Consider the following 17249-nt stretch of genomic DNA (forward strand, 5'->3'; position numbering starts at 1 on the left):
TCTTAATGCCCCTCGAAGCTCACGAGGCTGCGTACCTCGACGCCGAGATCGCGCAGCTTTTGCGCACCGCCGAGATCCGGCAGATCGATGATGAAGCAGGCGGCGATGATGTTGGCGCCCATCTGGCGCAGCAGCTGCGTGGCCGCCACGGCGGTGCCACCAGTGGCGATGAGATCGTCCACCAGGATCACGCGCTCGCCCTGGCCGATGGCATCCGTGTGGATCTCCATCTCGTCCACGCCGTACTCGAGCGAATAGACGATGCGCACGGTCTCGTGGGGCAGCTTGCCCTTCTTGCGGATCGGCACGAAGCCGGATGAGAGCTGATGCGCGATGGCGCCGCCGAGAATAAACCCGCGCGCTTCGATGCCAGCGACCTTGTCGACACGCCCGCCGGCGAAGGGATGCACTAGCTCGTCCACCGAGCGGCGGAAGGCCCGCGGATCACCGAGCAGGGTCGTGATGTCGCGAAACACGATGCCGGGTTTCGGGTAATCCGGAATCGAGCGGATCGCGGCTTTGAGATCGGTGAGGAGACGCTGGTCCATGGTGAAGCCTGCAAGTTTGACGAGGTTTATCTAGTCCGATGCCTGAGAGATTGCGAGAGCGGCTATCACTTGAGCACGCGTCCGGCGACTGCATCGAGCTTCTTCAGAAGCTCCGGATCGCGCGCGGAAGGTGCTGTCATGATGGCGCCGTCGAGCGCGTGGTTGGAGCCTACGGGGCACGGCTCATGCTCGGCCGGGAAATCGCGGGCGACGTGGGCGATGAGCCGCGCCACCTTCGTGGCGTTCTGGTGCGCCATCTTCACGACGGAAGCGACATCTACATTGTCATGATCCGGATGCCAGCAATCGTAATCGGTCACCATGGCGATGGTCGCATACGAGATTTCCGCCTCGCGGGCGAGCTTGGCCTCGGGCATCGCCGTCATGCCGATCACGTCGTAGCCGAGCTTCTTGTATGTGATGGATTCGGCGTAAGTTGAGAATTGCGGTCCCTCGATGCACACGAGCGTACCGCCGAGGGTGAACGGCATCTTCTCGGCCACCGCCGCATCGGCGATGCGCTGGCGCAGGATGGGGCTCACCGGATGGGCCATGGGCACATGGGCGACGCAGCCCTTGCCGAAGAACGAGCTCTCGCGCTTATGCGTGCGATCCACATACTGATCCACGAGCACGAAGAAGCCGGGATAATACTCGTCCTTGAACGACCCGCAGGCGGAGACCGAGATCAGATCCGTGACGCCGGCCCGCTTCATCACATCAATATTGGCGCGGTAATTGATGTCGGAGGGAGACAGGTGATGACCACGCCCGTGACGGGGCAAAAACGCCACCGTCGTCTCGCCGATGCGGCCCATGTGCAGCACGTCGGAAGGCTCACCCCAGGGAGACGCGATGCGCTCCTCGCGCATGTCCTCGATCCCCGGCAGGTTGTAGACGCCCGAACCGCCGATGATGCCTAGGATCGCTTTCGTCATTCCACCCTCGCCAGATTGGAAACCGGCCTCTGTCATAGCCGAGGGGGAGCTCTACCCCAAGTCTGCCCACTCATATCCGGGGGATTAAATGCCGCGCCCATATCCCGCCAGGAAATAATGTACCCGATCCGCCGATACGCCACATATAGGGGCTCGATCATCATCGGCGGAAAGGCAGATCAACCATGTCCGAGACGACGCGCCCCTCCTTTATTCGGCACTACGAAGAGCTCCAGAGCGATGGCACCGCCGTCTTTCGCGGCACGAAGGAGTTGCGCAGCATCAATTCGCCCTTCTCCGAGGCGCTCGGCCTCACGAAGCTCGGCATTCATCATGAATTGTTGCCTCCGGGACGCCGCACCTCGTTTCCGCATGCGGAAAGCGCCGAGGAGGAGTTCGTCTACGTGATCGAAGGCACGCCGGATGTCTGGATCGACGGCGAACTCTTCCGGCTTGCTCCAGGCGATGCTGTGGGTTTTCCGGCCGGAACGGGGATAGCGCACAGCTTCCTCAACAACAGCGACGAGCCCGTCCGGCTTCTGGTTGTCGGCGAGGCGAGCAAGGACGAGAACCGCATCGTCTACCCGGTCAACACCGAGCTGCGCGCTCATCGCACCGATTGGTGGGACGATGCGCCGGTCCGTCCTCTCGGCCCCCATGACGGCAAGCCGCGCCGGCCGGAATAGTCAGCGCAAAGGAAACACGCGGAGCTCGTCAGACTCCATACAGGGAAACAGCGTCTCGCGAACGAGCTTGATGTTCTCCACGCGCGCCCCGATCGAAACCGGCAGGCCCTCGATGGCGGCAATGATCTCGTTTGGTATCTCAGCGGATACCCGGTAGCGCGCCAGGGTGGAATGGATGAGGTTGTAACGCATGGGCTTCAGCCCGGCGGGTGGCGGGATGAGCTCGGCGATCCTGTGCCGGGTCGTCTCGATGAGGCCGGAGGATTCAGTCGCAATGGCGATGATGGCTGTATCGGTGACTTTCAGGCGCGAATACATGAGCTCGATCGGACCATGGCCCCGGCAGATATTGTCGAGGATTTCGCCGCAGGGCTCGGCGATGCTTCGCCAGTAGGCTTCCTTATCGAACCGGTCCTTCACGTTAGCCAAAGCGTAGAGGGTCTGGTGAAGCGCCTCGGGCGGGGCCGTGTGGAGCGGGTGGGGCCAATGCGCGGCAATGGCCTTCTGCAGTTCCCCGAGCGAGGCCTGAGGTTCAGCGGTAAGATGCGGCTGGACGTGAAAGGCGAGGCAGGGCTGCCCCCAGATGTCGTCGGCGATGGTCTTCAGCATATGTCGAACATTAGCCAGCGCAGCAACAAAGTCACCCCAAAAGAAAAAGGCCCCGAAACCGGGGCCTTTCTCGTGAACGTTATGGGTTGTGCGTCATCGGCGGGGTGGCGTGGCCTTCGACCTCGCCGCCTACACGGGCCCAAACCTTCTTCTTGGTGAAGTAGAGCAGGCCGGACAGGACGAGCAGGAACAGCATGACCTGGAAGCCGAGGCGCTTGCGGGCCTCGAGGTGCGGCTCCGCTGCCCACATGAGGAACGCCGTCACGTCGTGGGCGTACTGGTCGACCGTCTCGGGCACCTGAGGCTGGCCGGCCTCGTTCTTCGGATACTCGACTTGCCCGTCGCTCAAGGGCTTCGGCATCGCGATGATGTGGCCTGGATAGTAGTGGTTGTAGTGACCGCCCGTGGGCACGGTGAAGCCAGCCGGAGGCTCCTCGTAGCCGTTGAGAAGAGCGGTCACGTAGTCCGCGCCGTTTTCCGAATACTGGCGGAACACGTCGGTGACGAACCAGGGGAAGCCGCGCTCGTAGGTGCGGGCCTTGGCCATCAGGGACAGGTCCGGCGGGGCCTTGCCGCCATTGGCCGCTGCCGCCGCGTTCTCATTCGGGAACGGCGACGGGAAGCGGTCGGCCGCACGACCGGCACGCTCGAACATGTCGCCGGCCTCGTTCGGGCCGTCCTGGATCTTGTACTCGGCAGCGAGAGCCTTGACCTGGGCCTCGGAAAATTCCGGGCCGCCGGGCTGAGCCAAGTTGCGGAAGGCAACGTAGCTCAGGCCGTGGCAGGAGGCGCAGACCTCCCGGTAGACCTTGAAGCCGCGCTGGAGCTGGGCCCGGTCAAACTTGCCGAACGGACCCTGGAAGCTCCATTTCTGCTGCGGCGGGACCGGGGTCTCGCCGGCGGCATATGCCGGGGCCGCGAAGCCGAGAATGGCCACTGCGATGAGAAGAGTACGCTTCATCATTGTTCTGTTCCTCAACGCTCGCATCAGCCCTTGGAATGTGGCTCGGCATTGGCGCCGGTCGGAATGCCCGCCCCACCCTTCTGCACGCCCATGACGGATTCGAGAATCGAATTCGGCAGCGGCAGCGGACGCTCGATAAAGCCGAGCACCGGCAGGACGATCAGGAAGTGGGCGAAGTAGAGCACGGTGCAGATCTGTGACGCGATCACGTACCAGCCTTCGGCAGGACGCGAACCCAGCCAGCCGAGGATGATGCAGACGATCACGAAGAGCCAGAAGAACTGCTTGTAGAGCGGGCGGTAAGCCGTGGAGCGGACCTTCGACGTGTCGAGCCAGGGCATGAACACCCAGATCACGATGGCCGCGCCCATGGCGATGACGCCGCCGAGCTTATCGGGAATGGCGCGCAAGATCGCGTAGAAGGGCAGGAAGTACCACTCGGGGACGATGTGCGACGGCGTCACGGCCGGGTTCGCCGGGATGTAGTTGTCCGCATGGCCGAGATAGTTCGGCATGTAGAACACCCAATAGGCGAAGAACAGCATGAACACGACGACGGCGAAGATGTCCTTGATCGTGGCATAGGGCGTGAACGGAACCGCGTCCTTGCCCGACTTGATCGGAATGCCGGTCGGGTTGTTCTGGCCCGGCACGTGCAGCGCCCAGATGTGCAGGCCGACGACGCCGGCGATCATGAAGGGCAGCAGGTAGTGCAGGGAGAAGAAGCGGTTCAGGGTCGGGTTGCCCACCGAGTAGCCGCCCCAGAGGAAGCTCACGATGGTCTCACCGACGACCGGGATCGCCGAGAAGAGGTTGGTGATCACGGTAGCGCCCCAGAAGCTCATCTGGCCCCAGGGAAGCACGTAGCCCATGAAGGCGGTGGCCATCATGAGGATGAAGATGATCACGCCGAGGATATAGAGAACCTCGCGCGGCGCCTTGTAGGAGCCGTAGTAGAAGTTCCGGAAGATGTGGATGTACACGGCCACGAAGAACATGGACGCGCCGTTGGCGTGCAGGTAGCGGAGCAGCCAGCCGTAGTTCACGTCGCGCATGATGTGCTCGACGGACTGGAAGGCCATGCCTGCGTTCGGCGTGTAGTACATGGCCAGGAACACGCCCGTCACGATCTGCGACACGAGCATGAAGGCCAGGATGGCGCCGAAGGTCCAGAAATAGGTCAGGTTCCGCGGCACCGGGAACGCGATGAACGAGGAATGGACGAGCCCCGCGATGGGCAAGCGGCTCTCGAACCACTTGCCGAAGGCGCTCTTGGGAACATAAGTCGTGGGATGTGCGCTCATGGATATCGCCTGATCGTCGCGGTGGGTTTACGCCGTTGCTTCTTCTTGGCCGATCACGATCTTCGTGTCGGACGCGAAGGCATAGGGCGGGATCGGCAGATTGATCGGCGCCGGGCCGCCGCGGACGCGCCCGGAGGTGTCGAAGATCGAGCCGTGGCACGGGCAGAACCAGCCATGGTATTCACCCTGCTGGCCGAGCGGCACGCAGCCCAGATGGGTGCAGTTGCCGTAAACGATGAGCCACTGGGCTTTGCCTTCCTTCACGCGGGCCGCGTCGGGCTGCGGATCGCGCAGGGACGAGACGTTCACGTCCTCGGCCGCCTTGATCTCCTCAGCCGTCCGGTGACGGATGAAGATCAGCTTGCCGCGCCAGAAGACTTTTACGATCTGGCCTTCGGCAATGGGGGTCAGGTCGACTTCGACGGGGGCACCGGCCGCCACAGTCGCCGCATCGGGCGCCAGGGAGCTGACGAAGGGCCATACCAGGGTTGCTCCGCCGACGACGGCGGCTGCGCCCGTGGCGATGTAGAGGAAATCGCGCCGTGTCGGCTCTGCGACGGTCGTGGTGGTCTCGGCCACTTGGCTCTCCAGCATTGATCCAAAAACGAGAACCGCGCGTCTGAAATGCTTGGTAACCCAGGCACCAGGCGCCATGTCCCCGCAATCGAGGAAGCATAGGCGGCAACGCGCGCGCAATGCGACTGGGAGTCGCCGCGCGGGCGCTCTTTGGCACGGCCAAGCCCGCCTGTCCATAGCGGATTGGAGTTGTTCCAGTCTAACCCTTATGCGGAAACCGGTTCGTCAGCCCCGAGGAACCCGCCGGATTGGCGCCGCCAGAGCCGGGCATAAAGCCCACCATGCTCCAGAAGTTCCGCATGGGTTCCCTCCTCCACGACCCTGCCTTTTTCCAGCACGATGAGCCGGTCGAGGGCGGCAATCGTGGAGAGCCGGTGGGCGATGGCGAGCACCGTCTTGCCCTCCATGAGGGTGGCGAGCGATTCCTGAATGGCCGCCTCCACCTCTGAATCGAGGGCCGAGGTCGCCTCGTCCAGCACCAGTATCGGCGCGTCCTTCAGGATCACGCGGGCAATCGCCACCCGCTGACGCTGCCCGCCGGAGAGCTTTACCCCTCGCTCGCCCACATGGGCGTCATAGCCCCGCCGGCCCCGGTGATCCTCCAGCTCCAGAATGAACTCATGGGCATGGGCGAGGCGCGCGGCATGGATGATCTCCTCGTCCGCGGCATTGGGGCGGCCATAGGCGATGTTGTCCCGGATAGAGCGATGGAGGAGCGATGTATCCTGGGTCACAACGGCGATGGAATCCCGCAGCGAGTCCTGACCGACCCTGGAGATGTCTTGTCCATCGATCAGGATTCGCCCGCTTTCCACATCGTGGAGGCGCAGGAGCAGCGAGGTGATGGTGGTCTTGCCCGCCCCGCTGGTTCCCACGAGGCCGACCTTCTCGCCAGCCCGGATCGTCAGGTCGAGGCCGTCGATTACCCCCTCCTCCCGTCCATAATGGAAGGAGACATTCTCGAACCGGATTTCCCCACGGGGCACCGCGAGCCTGGGGGCCTGGGGCACATCGACCAGCCCGTGCGGCCGGGCGATGGTCTGCATGCTCTCCTGCACCGTGCCGATATTCTCGAACACGTCCCGGACCTCGTGCATCACCCAGCCGGACATGGCGAGGATGCGCATGACGAGGGCAAGCCCCGCCGCCGCCTCGCCGCTCGTCATGATGCCACGACTCCACAGGAGGACGGAGAGAGCGCCGGTTGCTGCGAGAAGAAGGCTGTTCATGACAGAGAGAAGGCCGGTCACGATGGAATTGAGCCGGAGGGATCGGAGAAAGGCGTCCGTGTTCGCCCCCACGGCCTCCCTGACGGCCGAGCGTTCCTCATCGGCGCGCGCGAAGAGTTTGACGGTGAGGATGTTGGTGTAGCTGTCCACGACTCGGCCTACGAGGGCGGAGCGGGTATCGGCGACCTTCAGGGAGCGTTCCTTGGCGCGGGGCACGAAGAAATGCAGGAGAATCGCATAGCCCATGATCCAGAGCCCCATGGGCAGGGCGAGCCAGGGGCTGACGCTGGAGAACACGCCGAGCGCCGTAATGGCATAGATCACCACGTAAAGCAGCGTATCGATGAGGGTGACCGCAATGCTGCGGATGGCCCCGCCGCCCTGCATGATGCGGTTGGCCAGCCTCCCCGCGAAATCCGCCTGGAAGTAGCTTACTGCGTGGCCGAGCGTATAAACGTGGGTCCGCCAGCGGATCAGGTTGGTGCTCTGCGGGATGATCACCTGATTGGAGATCACCTCATGGGCGAAATTCAGGATGGGCCTGACGACGATGACGAGGCCCCCCATGACCATGAGCGTGGTGCCGTGTTCCGCCCAGATCCGATTCGGCGTCGAGTTCGTCAGCATATCCACCAGCCGGCCCAGCAGGATGTAAAGTGACGATTCGAACAGGCCGACGACCAGGGAGACGAAAAAGAGGATCACGAGCCAGGAGCGAACCGGCCTTAAGTAATGCCAGGCAAAGCCGCTGACCGTGTTCGGCGGGGTCTCGCCTTCATTGAACGGAGCGAACACATCGATCCGCTTTTCCAGCCACCGGAATAGTCTCATCCTTAAATTCTCATCCTGACGTCCCCTGCTTCAACCTAGAGCATCGTGCGGAAAAGTGGGTCCGGTTTTCCGCACGAACGATGCTCTAAACTAAGGAGAGAAGCATCGGATGGATCCCAAAAGTGCAAGACCACTTTTGGGTCCGATGCTACAGGGGACGCGAACCGTTCACTTGACGCGGAGGCCACCTGACCCGATGACGGATGCCATGCCTCATCTTGCCATCTACCAGCCGGACATTCCCCAGAACACAGGGACCATGCTGCGCCTGGCCGCCTGCCTCGGCGTACCCGTGGAGATCATCGAGCCAGCGGCCTTCGATGTGTCCGACCGGAACCTGCGTCGTTCGGGCATGGATTACCTCAACAGCGTAACAATCACACGTCACATTTCCTGGCGCGCCTTCGAGGAACGGCGCCGGGAGGCCGGAGGACGGCTGATTCTGGCCACCACGAAGGCAGCCGTGCCCTATACCGACTTCGCTTTTGAGCCCGGCGACATCATCATGGTCGGCCGCGAATCCGCGGGCGTTCCCGACGAGGTTCATGAGGCGGCGGATGCCAGAATCACCATTCCCATGCAGCCGGGCCTGCGCTCTCTCAACGTCGCGGTCACCGCCGCGATGATCCTGGGCGAGGCCCTGCGGCAGACCCGTTCGTTTCCTTCCCCTCTCCAACCTGAAGCGATCACGCGATGACCGACAAAGCCGATATCGAGCGCCTGCAGATCGAAGCGCCTCTCTGGTTCGCGGCCCTGCGCGATCGCATCTGCGCCGCGTTCGAGGCGTTGGAAGACGAGGTGACGGCTCCGCTGCCGCCGGAGGCTTCGCAAGCGGGCCGGTTCGAGCGCACGCCGTGGGAACGCAAGGACCACAGCGGTGCGCCGGGGGGCGGCGGCGTCATGTCGATGATGCGTGGCCGCGTGTTCGAGAAAGTCGGCGTGCATGTCTCGACGGTGCATGGCGAGTTCGCGCCGGAATTTCGCGGCCAAATTCCCGGCTCCGACCAAGACCCGAATTTCTGGGCCGGCGGCATCTCGCTCATCGCCCATCCGTGGAACCCGAACGTGCCGACCGTTCACATGAACACCCGCTTCGTGGTAACCACGAAGCCCTGGTTCGGTGGCGGCGCGGACCTCACGCCCGTGCTCGATCGGCGCCGCACGCAGGACGATCCCGATACCAACGCCTTCCATGCGGCCCTGGAGGATGCCTGCCATCGCCATGCGCCGGAAGGGTCTTATGAAAAGTACAAGAAATGGTGCGACGAGTATTTCTATCTCAAGCACCGCCACGAGGCGCGCGGCATCGGCGGCATCTTCTACGATTATCACTGGACCGGCGATCCCGACCGCGATCTCGCATTCACCAAGGATGTGGGCGAGGCTTTTCTGAAGATCTATCCCGAAATCGTGCGCCGCAACGTGACGAAGGGCTGGACCGAAGAGGATCGATTCGAGCAGCAGGTGCGTCGCGGGCGCTATGTGGAGTTCAACCTGCTCTACGACCGCGGCACGATCTTCGGCCTGAAGACCGGCGGCAACATCGCGTCGATCCTGTCATCCATGCCGCCGACGGTGCGGTGGCCGTGACAACAAACGCGTCATTCCGGGGCTGCGGAGCAGAACCCGGGATCGTTTTCAGGATGTAGTGCCGCCCTTTTGTCATTCCGGGGCCGCGCAGCGGAATCCGGAACCCATAACCACGACGGTGAAAGAAAAGCATTTCGAACCGAACAGCTTTGTTTTGCACGTTCGGTGGTTATGGGTTCCCGCCTTCGCGGGAATGACAGCGTAGAGGCTCAGTCGCCCTATCCTGCATACGATCCCGGATCGGCTGCGCCGTCCGGGATGACGTGCAGGTTTAAGCTCTCGCCACTACCCGCTCGATCAACGCTCGCGCATAAGCCTCATCCGTTGGGCATCCTTCGGCAAGCCAGGCCTGACGGCCTTGCGCTAGCAATTCCCCCACCTTTGGCCCCTTTGGAATGCCGCGCTCGATGAGATCAGCACCACGCATCGGAAACACGGGGACAGGCTCCGTGCCACTCCGATACTGCTCAAGAGCAATGAGCGCATCATCGCGCAGCTTCGGCGATGTCTCACCTGCAATCGCGGACAAAACGACTCCAAGCAGCTCGGCTCCATACTCCGCAACAAGCCTGCGAACGGCCTTTGCATCGATCGGAAGCGCCCAGGTTTTGAGAACGCTCAATAACTGCGCATAGGCCACGAGCWTCTTGTGCTCATCGTTCGAGAGCCTCAGATGCTCGCGCAGCCGCTCTGCATCCTCCTCGACCATGACGGCGAGAGCGGCAAGTCGCCAGACGGCAACCGGCCGTTCCTTGGCGATGACTCGGCCGAAGCGTCCGAATTCCGCAGCACCTGCGAGCAGCCATGTGAGAAGCCCGTGATCGGCAAGAACGTGGATCGTCTCTTCCGCGCGGCGCGCGACGAGAAGCCTGAGCAGTTCGTGACGGATTCTTTCCTTCGACAGGATCGTCAGGCCCTGACGCTCGGAAGAGGATGCGGCGAGTCCTTCAGGATCGGGGTCGCCTTCCGAATATTCCGCGTGAAAGCGGAAGAAGCGCATGATGCGTAAGTAATCTTCGCGGATACGGGTATGCGCATCGCCGATGAAGCGTACGCGCCGCGCGGCGAGATCGGCCTCGCCATCGGTATAATCGTAAAGCTGTCCGTCGAGGCCCAGCGACAGGGCGTTGATGGTGAAGTCGCGGCGCTTGGCATCGAGCACGAAATCGCGCCCGAAATGCACGACCGCATAGCGACCGTCGGTTTCCACATCCTCGCGCAGCGTCGTGATCTCGAATGGCTCGCCGTCGACGATGACTGTGATCGTGCCGTGATCGATACCCGTGGGAACGGCCTTGAAACCTGCGTCCTTCGCACGCCGTACGATGGCCTCGGGCAGCATCGTGGTCGCGCAATCGACTTCCGTCACGGGACGTCCGAGAAGCGCATTGCGCACGGCGCCGCCGACGATGCGCGTTTCCTCAGCTCCACCATTGTAGACTTCAAGCAAGCGCCGCAGCTGAGGGCGCTCCAGCAACTCAAGAAGCGCCGTATGATCGAGTGGCTGATTCACTGAAAGTGTCCCGGGACGACGCGTCCGTTCTCGATATGGGTCGGCACGAACGCACCGGTCTCGCGCTCAGTCAGCAACCCTGTGGCGACGAGCGAGAGGATGACCATAACAAGTCCTGCTATCGTGAGCCAGACCGACTGATCGCTCCAGGAGGACCAGACCAGGGCATTGCGGCGCCGGATGACGAGATAGATGCCGAAAAGCACGAAAGGCAGGAGGAACAGCACCAATCCCTGCAGGAACGCACGCGTCATACCGAATAGAGCCTCTCGTAAAGGTTGCGGATGATTCCCGCCGTTACACCCCAGATATAGCGACCCTTATAAGGCATTGCATAATAGCGGCGAAGCCTGCCCTTCCACTCGCGGGAATGGAGCTCGTGACGCGCCGGGTCCATGAGGAAACTCATCGGGACCTCGAAGGTGTCCGCCACCTCATGCGGATTGAGCTTCAAGGTGTAGGAGGGCGAGATGCGCGCCACCACGGGGACGACCAGATAATTGGTGGTCGAGAGATAGGCGTCGAGATAACCGAGCGGCGCGATGAAGCGGCTGTCGAGGCCGATCTCCTCCTCGGCTTCGCGGCAGGCCGCGTCCAGAATCGAAGCATCAGTCGGATCAACCCTTCCGCCGGGAAAGGCAATCTGGCCCGAATGCTGGCGCAGATGGGCCGAGCGTTCGGTGAGCAGCAAAGCCGGTTCCTCGCGCATGACGWCAGGCACCARCACGGCGGCGGGCTTGGGGGTCAAAGGGTAGACCAGGGGAACATCGTCGAGGCTRTGATCGCCGCGCGGATTGGCGAGCGCATCCTCCAGATGCGGCGGTTCTGGGCGCAGGCGCTCAGCGGCGAGCGTCAGGAAATCCGGCTTGTCCAAAGGCGCCGTTCTCACGAAACCTCTCCGAGATCGGCAACCGGTGCGATGGGAAAGAAGGCCCCGCCCACTGCGACGCCGAACAGGCGCTGCCCCTCGACCTCCCGCTCCTCGGCCATGGCGATGAGATCGAGCGCCAAGGCGCGGGTGACGAGCGCCCAGAGATCGCCGCGCACCTTCACATAGGGTTTCGCGCCGCCATGGGCATCCTTATCGAAGCGCAGGGGATTCTCAGGCCCGACCTGGACCAGATCGTTCACATTCGTGCGAAAGGCGATCTGCCGCTTATCGCCCTCCCCTTCCACAGCCATCTCGACGGCCAGGAACGGCGCATCGTCCACAACGATGCCGACCCGCTCGACGGGTGTCACGAGCACGTAGCGCTCCGGGTCCTTTCGCAGAACGGTCGAGAACAGGCGCACCAGGGCCGGGCGGTTGATGGGCGTGCCCATGTAATGCCAGGAGCCGTCGGCGGCGATGCGCATGTCGATTTCACCGCAATAGGGCGGGTTCCACCGCTCGACCGGCGGTGGCCCTTTGCGGGCGGCATCGGACCCGAGCGCCTCGGTGAGGCGGGCCAGGGCGCTGCCGGAAGATGGGGTGTGCGATTGGGTCATGACACAAGCGTGAACAAGAAAATGAACGGGGAGGATCGACGAACGACCGGCGATGGTTACTTCCTAGAGCATAGAGTTCCCGGCCCCTTCGTCCATCCATCGATTTTTGCTGCGGCGCATCGACCCTTGCATATCGACACGGATCGAAGGCAGACTAACTGCCGGGGCTTAGTGCAAAGAAGAGGGAGAATGACCTCATGACGGCCAGCATTGCTCAAGCGCCTACCGCTCTGGACGACGCGATCATCCGCAATGCGGAGGCCACGCTTGAGATTGTCGGGCGCGCCAGGGAGGCCATTCACACGGTCATTTTCGGCCAGGAAGACGTGGTCGATCAGACCCTGATCACCCTGCTCGCGGGCGGTCACGGCCTGCTCGTCGGCGTTCCGGGCCTCGCCAAGACGAAGCTCGTGGAAACGCTCGGCACCGTGCTGGGCCTCGATGCCCGCCGCATCCAGTTCACCCCCGACCTCATGCCCTCGGACATCTTAGGGTCGGAAATCCTCGACGAGGGAGCCGACCGCCGCCGCTCCTTCCGCTTCGTGAAGGGCCCGGTTTTCGCGCAGCTCCTCATGGCGGACGAGATCAACCGCGCGAGCCCACGCACCCAGTCGGCCCTGCTCCAGGCCATGCAGGAGCATCACGTCTCCGTGGGCGGCGAGCGGCACGACCTGCCCCAGCCTTTCCACGTGCTGGCGACGCAGAACCCTATTGAGCAGGAAGGCACCTATCCGCTGCCCGAAGCCCAGCTCGACCGCTTTCTCCTTGAAATCGACGTCGGATACCCGACACGTGAGGCCGAGCGGCGCATCCTCATCGAGACCACCGGCGCCGAGGACCACAAGCCGACGGCAGTGATGAACGCCGAAATGCTCATGAACGCCCAGCGCCTCGTGCGCCGCCTGCCTGTGGGCGAGAGCGTGGTCGAGGCCATTCTCGACCTCGTGCGCTCGGCCCGCCCCGAAGGTGCAACCGTCGAGGGCGTGAGCGACAAGATTCTCTGGGGTCCCGGCCCCCGCGCCAGCCAGTCCCTCATGCTGGCGGTACGCGCCCGCGCGCTGATCGAGGGCCGCGTCGCGCCCTCCATCGCCGACGTGGTGGCTCTCGCGGAGCCGGTTCTCAAACACCGCATGGCGCTTACCTTCTCCGCCCGCGCCGACGGCGAGACGCTGAGAAGCGTCATCGGCCGACTGACCGCCCGACTGGCGGGCTAAGGATCGCGATATGGCCCGTGTCCGGGTCCTCCCTGAAAGCGCCCGTTCGCCGGGCCGCCAAGAGACAGAAAGCGCCCTCTCGCTGGCGAGCCGGATGCCGCATCTCGTGCTCGAGGCGAGGCGCGTCGCCGCCAACCTGGCCCATGGCATCCATGGCCGCAGGCGCGCGGGTATCGGCGAGACCTTCTGGCAGTTCCGTCCCTTCGTGGCGGGAGAGGCCGCCCAGCGTATCGACTGGCGCCGCTCGGGCCGGGATGATCGGCTCTATGTGCGCGAGCGGGAATGGGAGACGGCGCAGACCGTCTGGGTCTGGGTCGATCGTTCCGCCTCCATGGGCTATGCCTCGGAGCTGGCGCAGGCTCCCAAGATCGAGCGCGCCATCGTTCTGGGCTTTGCGCTTGCCGATTGCTTCGTGGAAGCGGGCGAGAAGGTCGGCATGCTGGGCCTCATGCCGCCACGCGCCACCCGCCGCATAGCCGAGACAATGGCCCAGACCATGGTGGCGGACCGCGTGTCGATGGAGGAAGACCTGCCTCCCGGCGCGTCCATCGCCCCCCAGCATGAAGCCATCCTGATCAGCGATTTTCTATCTCCAGTGCGGGAGATCGCTGCAACCGTCGAGGGCATCTCGGCGCGGGGCGCGCGCGGCCATCTCGTCATGATCGTCGATCCCGTCGAGGAGACCTTCCCGTTCCAGGGCCAAGCCGTGCTGCACGATCTGGAGGATGGCGTATCGCTACGCATCGGCGATGCCGTTTCCTGGGGGAAAGCCTATAGGAACAGGATCGAACAGCACCGGGGGGAACTTCAGGATCTCGCGCGCCGCCGGGGCTGGACCCTGACGATCCATCGGACCGACAGGCCCGCGAGCGAGGCGGCCCTGCGCATCCTGACCCTGGTTGCGGCCGGGCGCAGCGGCAATCCGGGAGGGAGGTGACAAAATGTTGGGCCTTCCTCTCACTTTCACTGTTCCACTTGTCCTGACGGCRCTCGCCGCCCTGCCGGCGATCTGGCTGCTCCTGCGCATCACCCCGCCGCAGCCCAAGCGCGTGGACTTCCCTCCCTTAAAAATCCTCGCGGACCTTCGGCCCGAGCAGGAGATGCCGGCCCGCACGCCCTGGTGGCTTCTGCTGATGCGCCTGCTGCTGGCGGCCTTCCTCATCCTCGCCGCCGCCGGCCCTATCTGGAATCCCTTTGCCGAGGACGGCAGCCGTGGGCCGCTGCTCCTCGTCATGGATAACGGCCTCGCCTCGGCGCACGATTGGCGTGAGCGGATGGGCCTCGCCTCCGAGCGCATCGAGGCAGCCGGCCGCGATGGACGCACGGTCGCCCTCGTGGCGACCGCTGATCCTACAGCCGCCATCGAACCCGCCACTCCGGCCGCAGCGTTGGAGCGCCTGCGCTCCCTGAAGCCTCAGCCGCATCTGCCGGATCGCGCAACCCATATCGAGTTCATTCGCCGGTTCATGCAGGCGACGCCCGATGCCAATATTGTCTGGATCAGCGATGGGATTGCCGGCGTTGATGGACAAGGGTTCATCGACGGCTTGGCGCAGATGGCGGATGGACGGCGGATCACGGTTCTGAAATCGGAGCGCGCCTCCGCCCTGGCGATCGCAGGCGTGGAGAACGCTGGTGGCCGGTTGAATGCACGGATCGTGAGAGCGGAGCCCAATGGCCGCGATTCCGGCACAGTGAGGGCTCTCGACCTGAAGAACCTGCCGCTTGCCGACATGCGCTTCAGCTTCGACCAGAACGCTACCGAGACCAATGTAGCCTTCGACCTGCCCACCGAGATCCGCAATGCCATCGCCCGCATCGAGATTCTCGGCGAAGGCTCGGCAGGCGCGGTGCACCTGCTCGACGAGCGCGGCAAGCGCCGGCGCGTCGGCCTCGTCTTCGGCGGCACGTCGGACCAGACGCAGCCGCTGCTTTCACCGCTCTACTACATCGAGCGCGCGCTCTCGCCCTATTCGGAGATCCGCATGGGCCGTGGCGGCGTGGCCGATGCGGTGAGCCAGCTGATCGACGAGCAGGTTTCCGTTCTCGTGCTCGCCGATGTGGGCGGCCTCGATCAGCAGACGCTCGCCAAGACCGCCGCCTTCGTGGAACAGGGCGGATTGCTGCTGCGCTTCGCGGGTTCGCGCCTTGCCGCGGGCAACGATGAACTCGTGCCGGTGCGCCTGCGCCGGGGTGGACGCAGCCTCGGCGGATCGCTCTCCTGGGATACGCCGAAGACGTTTGCACCCTTCACCCGCGAAAGCCCCTTCTTCGGCCTCGCCGTGCCGGAGGAAATCGGCATTCGCCGCCAGATCCTGGCGGAGCCCGATGGCGATCTTCCTTCGCGCACCTGGGCATCGCTTGTGGACGGCACGCCCATCGTGACGGCGGACAAGCGCGGCGACGGCCTCGTGGTGCTCTACCATGTGACCGCCGATACCACGTGGTCGAACCTGCCGCTCTCGGGCCTCTTCGTGGATATGCTGCGCCGGATCACGGCGCTCGCCGGCGCGCCGAGCGATCTGAACGCCGAGGCGCGCAACGCGGAAAATGAAACGGTGGCTCCGCGCCTGACCCTCGACGGCTACGGCGCGTTCATATCGCCACCCGCGAATGCCCGCGCCGTTGCACGCGGTTTCGCGGAGCGCGCGACCATCGAGCATCCGCCGGGCTTCTATGGGCCGGTGGATTCGAGCCTCGCGGTCAATGCGCTCCTGCCCTCGGACCGGCTCGCGCCGCTCAATATCGCTCCGCTGAACGCCCGCGTGGCGCCGTTGGTGGGAGCGCAAWCGATTGATCTTCGCATGCCGCTCTTCATGCTCGCTCTCATCCTGCTTCTCGTGGATACGCTCGCCGCCCTCTGGCTCGGCGGACATCTTTCCAATCTGTCGGGTCGCTTGCGTAGAGCGGGCGCATCTGCGGCCATCGTGCTCGCCGCGTGCATGATGTTCACATCCGCCTTCGATGCGCGCGCGCAGGATCTTGGTTCGCGCCGCGTGGATGAGAATGCGAGCCCCGCACTCGTGACGCGGCTTGCCTATGTGATCACCGGCGATGCGGGCGTGGATGACGCGAGCAAGGCGGGCCTTGCCGGTCTCACGCAGGTGCTCGGACAACGCACGGCGCTCACGCCGGGTGATCCCATCGGCATCGATCCGGCCCGGGACGAAGTGGCGTTCTATCCGCTGATCTATTGGCCCATCGTGGCAACGCGGCCCATGCCGTCGGAAGCCGCGATCCGGCGTCTCGATGCGTTCATGAAGGGCGGCGGCACCGTTATCTTCGACACGCGCGATGCCTTCAACAACCGGCCTGACGGCGCCACGAGCGCGGAAGGCCAGTATCTGCGCCGCATGCTGGCAAGCCTCGACATTCCCGAACTCGAGCCCGTGCCGAGCGATCACGTACTGACGAAGACCTTTTACATCCTCGACAGCTTCCCCGGCCGCTACGCCACCGGACAGACCTGGGTCGAGGCCCTGCCGCCGCAAGCGGAGGGCGAGGAGAACCGCCCCGCCCGCTCGGGAGACAGCGTCTCGCCGATCATCATCACGTCGAACGATCTCGCGGCGGCCTGGGCGGTCGGCGCACGGGGAGAATACCTGTTCCCCGTCGTCGGCAGCGATCAGCGCCAGCGGGAAATGTCCTATCGCAGCGGCGTGAACATCGTGATGTACGCTCTCACCGGCAACTACAAGGCCGATCAGGTGCACGTGCCGGCGCTGCTCGAACGGCTGGGCCAGTGACAATCATGCGCGC

The 17249-nt window shown here is 64.0% G+C and carries 17 protein-coding genes; 6 read left to right on the plus strand and 11 right to left on the minus strand.

Translation table 11 applies throughout. From position 1 onward, the window contains the following. Positions 1-2 precede the first annotated feature (2 nt). Positions 3-548, minus strand: a complete 546-nt coding sequence (locus ACXJKO_RS06250) for an adenine phosphoribosyltransferase (RefSeq protein ID WP_457090226.1) — start codon at positions 546-548, stop codon at positions 3-5. 65 nt (positions 549-613) lie between these two features. Then, entirely contained in the window at positions 614-1486 is an 873-nt protein-coding gene (locus tag ACXJKO_RS06255; protein WP_457090227.1) for an S-methyl-5'-thioadenosine phosphorylase, read from the minus strand. 185 nt (positions 1487-1671) lie between these two features. On the opposite strand from ACXJKO_RS06255, the gene ACXJKO_RS06260 reads away from it, so the two are divergent. Continuing rightward, entirely contained in the window at positions 1672-2172 is a 501-nt protein-coding gene (locus ACXJKO_RS06260; RefSeq protein ID WP_457090228.1) for a cupin domain-containing protein, read from the plus strand. On the opposite strand, the gene ACXJKO_RS06265 is transcribed toward ACXJKO_RS06260, so the two are convergent. The 5 genes from ACXJKO_RS06265 to ACXJKO_RS06285 form a co-directional block, all read right to left on the minus strand. Further along, a complete protein-coding gene (locus ACXJKO_RS06265) occupies positions 2173-2781 on the minus strand; it encodes a hypothetical protein (RefSeq protein WP_457090229.1) in 609 nt (202 codons plus the stop codon). 79 nt (positions 2782-2860) lie between these two features. Next, the gene (locus ACXJKO_RS06270; protein ID WP_457090230.1) at positions 2861-3745 is read right to left on the minus strand and encodes a cytochrome c1; all 885 of its coding nucleotides are present in this window, start codon (positions 3743-3745) and stop codon (positions 2861-2863) included. A 23-nt stretch (positions 3746-3768) separates the two neighbouring features. Beyond that, positions 3769-5049, minus strand: coding sequence for a cytochrome b (locus tag ACXJKO_RS06275; protein ID WP_457090231.1), 1281 nt, complete (start codon positions 5047-5049; stop codon positions 3769-3771). Positions 5050-5076: 27 nt separating this feature from the next. Next, a complete protein-coding gene (gene petA / locus ACXJKO_RS06280; RefSeq protein ID WP_457090232.1) occupies positions 5077-5628 on the minus strand; it encodes a ubiquinol-cytochrome c reductase iron-sulfur subunit in 552 nt (183 codons plus the stop codon). Between the two features lie 203 nt (positions 5629-5831). Further along, the gene (locus ACXJKO_RS06285; protein WP_457090233.1) at positions 5832-7685 is read right to left on the minus strand and encodes an ABC transporter ATP-binding protein; all 1854 of its coding nucleotides are present in this window, start codon (positions 7683-7685) and stop codon (positions 5832-5834) included. Between the two features lie 208 nt (positions 7686-7893). On the opposite strand from ACXJKO_RS06285, the gene ACXJKO_RS06290 reads away from it, so the two are divergent. Together ACXJKO_RS06290 and hemF are read left to right on the plus strand one after the other, a co-directional pair. After that, complete coding sequence (locus ACXJKO_RS06290; RefSeq protein WP_457090234.1) at positions 7894-8382, plus strand: tRNA (cytidine(34)-2'-O)-methyltransferase; 489 nt, start codon at positions 7894-7896, stop codon at positions 8380-8382. Continuing rightward, complete coding sequence (hemF, locus tag ACXJKO_RS06295; protein ID WP_457090235.1) at positions 8379-9275, plus strand: oxygen-dependent coproporphyrinogen oxidase; 897 nt, start codon at positions 8379-8381, stop codon at positions 9273-9275. The genes ACXJKO_RS06290 and hemF overlap by 4 nt, the downstream gene beginning before the upstream one ends. Before the next feature lie 271 nt (positions 9276-9546). Here hemF and ACXJKO_RS06300 read toward each other — a convergent pair whose 3' ends face one another. From ACXJKO_RS06300 to ACXJKO_RS06315, 4 genes are read right to left on the minus strand one after another with little or no spacing between them, the layout of a single operon-like run. Next, positions 9547-10788 (minus strand): CCA tRNA nucleotidyltransferase, encoded by a 1242-nt coding sequence (locus ACXJKO_RS06300; protein ID WP_457090236.1) that lies wholly within the window; start codon positions 10786-10788, stop codon positions 9547-9549. Further along, the gene (locus ACXJKO_RS06305) at positions 10785-11042 is read right to left on the minus strand and encodes a DUF6111 family protein (protein ID WP_457090237.1); all 258 of its coding nucleotides are present in this window, start codon (positions 11040-11042) and stop codon (positions 10785-10787) included. The genes ACXJKO_RS06300 and ACXJKO_RS06305 overlap by 4 nt, the downstream gene beginning before the upstream one ends. After that, the gene (locus ACXJKO_RS06310) at positions 11039-11677 is read right to left on the minus strand and encodes a CoA pyrophosphatase (RefSeq protein ID WP_457090238.1); all 639 of its coding nucleotides are present in this window, start codon (positions 11675-11677) and stop codon (positions 11039-11041) included. The genes ACXJKO_RS06305 and ACXJKO_RS06310 overlap by 4 nt, the downstream gene beginning before the upstream one ends. Beyond that, entirely contained in the window at positions 11674-12276 is a 603-nt protein-coding gene (locus ACXJKO_RS06315; RefSeq protein ID WP_457090239.1) for a DUF1285 domain-containing protein, read from the minus strand. Before ACXJKO_RS06315 ends, ACXJKO_RS06310 begins: the two co-directional genes overlap by 4 nt. A gap of 197 nt (positions 12277-12473) precedes the next feature. On the opposite strand from ACXJKO_RS06315, the gene ACXJKO_RS06320 reads away from it, so the two are divergent. The 3 genes from ACXJKO_RS06320 to ACXJKO_RS06330 are packed head-to-tail and all read left to right on the plus strand — an operon-like array spanning position 12474 to position 17236. Then, positions 12474-13490 (plus strand): AAA family ATPase, encoded by a 1017-nt coding sequence (locus tag ACXJKO_RS06320; RefSeq protein WP_457090240.1) that lies wholly within the window; start codon positions 12474-12476, stop codon positions 13488-13490. A 10-nt stretch (positions 13491-13500) separates the two neighbouring features. Next, entirely contained in the window at positions 13501-14427 is a 927-nt protein-coding gene (locus ACXJKO_RS06325; protein WP_457090241.1) for a DUF58 domain-containing protein, read from the plus strand. Between the two features lie 4 nt (positions 14428-14431). After that, on the plus strand, positions 14432-17236 hold the full coding sequence (locus ACXJKO_RS06330) for a DUF4159 domain-containing protein (protein WP_457090242.1): 2805 nt from the start codon (positions 14432-14434) through the stop codon (positions 17234-17236). The last annotated feature ends 13 nt before the right edge of the window (positions 17237-17249 follow it).

Source organism: Microvirga sp. P5_D2 (genome assembly GCF_054049475.1).

Excerpts from the sequence above, each read along its gene's own strand:
- ACXJKO_RS06250 (WP_457090226.1), bottom strand. The coding sequence starts at position 548 with ATGGACCAGCGTCTCCTCACCGATCTCAAAGCCGCGATCCGCTCGATT.
- ACXJKO_RS06255 (WP_457090227.1), bottom strand. The coding sequence starts at position 1,486 with ATGACGAAAGCGATCCTAGGCATCATCGGCGGTTCGGGCGTCTACAAC.
- ACXJKO_RS06260 (WP_457090228.1), top strand. The coding sequence starts at position 1,672 with ATGTCCGAGACGACGCGCCCCTCCTTTATTCGGCACTACGAAGAGCTC.
- ACXJKO_RS06265 (WP_457090229.1), bottom strand. The coding sequence starts at position 2,781 with ATGCTGAAGACCATCGCCGACGACATCTGGGGGCAGCCCTGCCTCGCC.
- ACXJKO_RS06270 (WP_457090230.1), bottom strand. The coding sequence starts at position 3,745 with ATGATGAAGCGTACTCTTCTCATCGCAGTGGCCATTCTCGGCTTCGCG.
- ACXJKO_RS06275 (WP_457090231.1), bottom strand. The coding sequence starts at position 5,049 with ATGAGCGCACATCCCACGACTTATGTTCCCAAGAGCGCCTTCGGCAAG.
- ACXJKO_RS06285 (WP_457090233.1), bottom strand. The coding sequence starts at position 7,685 with ATGAGACTATTCCGGTGGCTGGAAAAGCGGATCGATGTGTTCGCTCCG.
- ACXJKO_RS06290 (WP_457090234.1), top strand. The coding sequence starts at position 7,894 with ATGCCTCATCTTGCCATCTACCAGCCGGACATTCCCCAGAACACAGGG.
- hemF (WP_457090235.1), top strand. The coding sequence starts at position 8,379 with ATGACCGACAAAGCCGATATCGAGCGCCTGCAGATCGAAGCGCCTCTC.
- ACXJKO_RS06305 (WP_457090237.1), bottom strand. The coding sequence starts at position 11,042 with ATGACGCGTGCGTTCCTGCAGGGATTGGTGCTGTTCCTCCTGCCTTTC.
- ACXJKO_RS06315 (WP_457090239.1), bottom strand. The coding sequence starts at position 12,276 with ATGACCCAATCGCACACCCCATCTTCCGGCAGCGCCCTGGCCCGCCTC.
- ACXJKO_RS06320 (WP_457090240.1), top strand. The coding sequence starts at position 12,474 with ATGACGGCCAGCATTGCTCAAGCGCCTACCGCTCTGGACGACGCGATC.
- ACXJKO_RS06325 (WP_457090241.1), top strand. The coding sequence starts at position 13,501 with ATGGCCCGTGTCCGGGTCCTCCCTGAAAGCGCCCGTTCGCCGGGCCGC.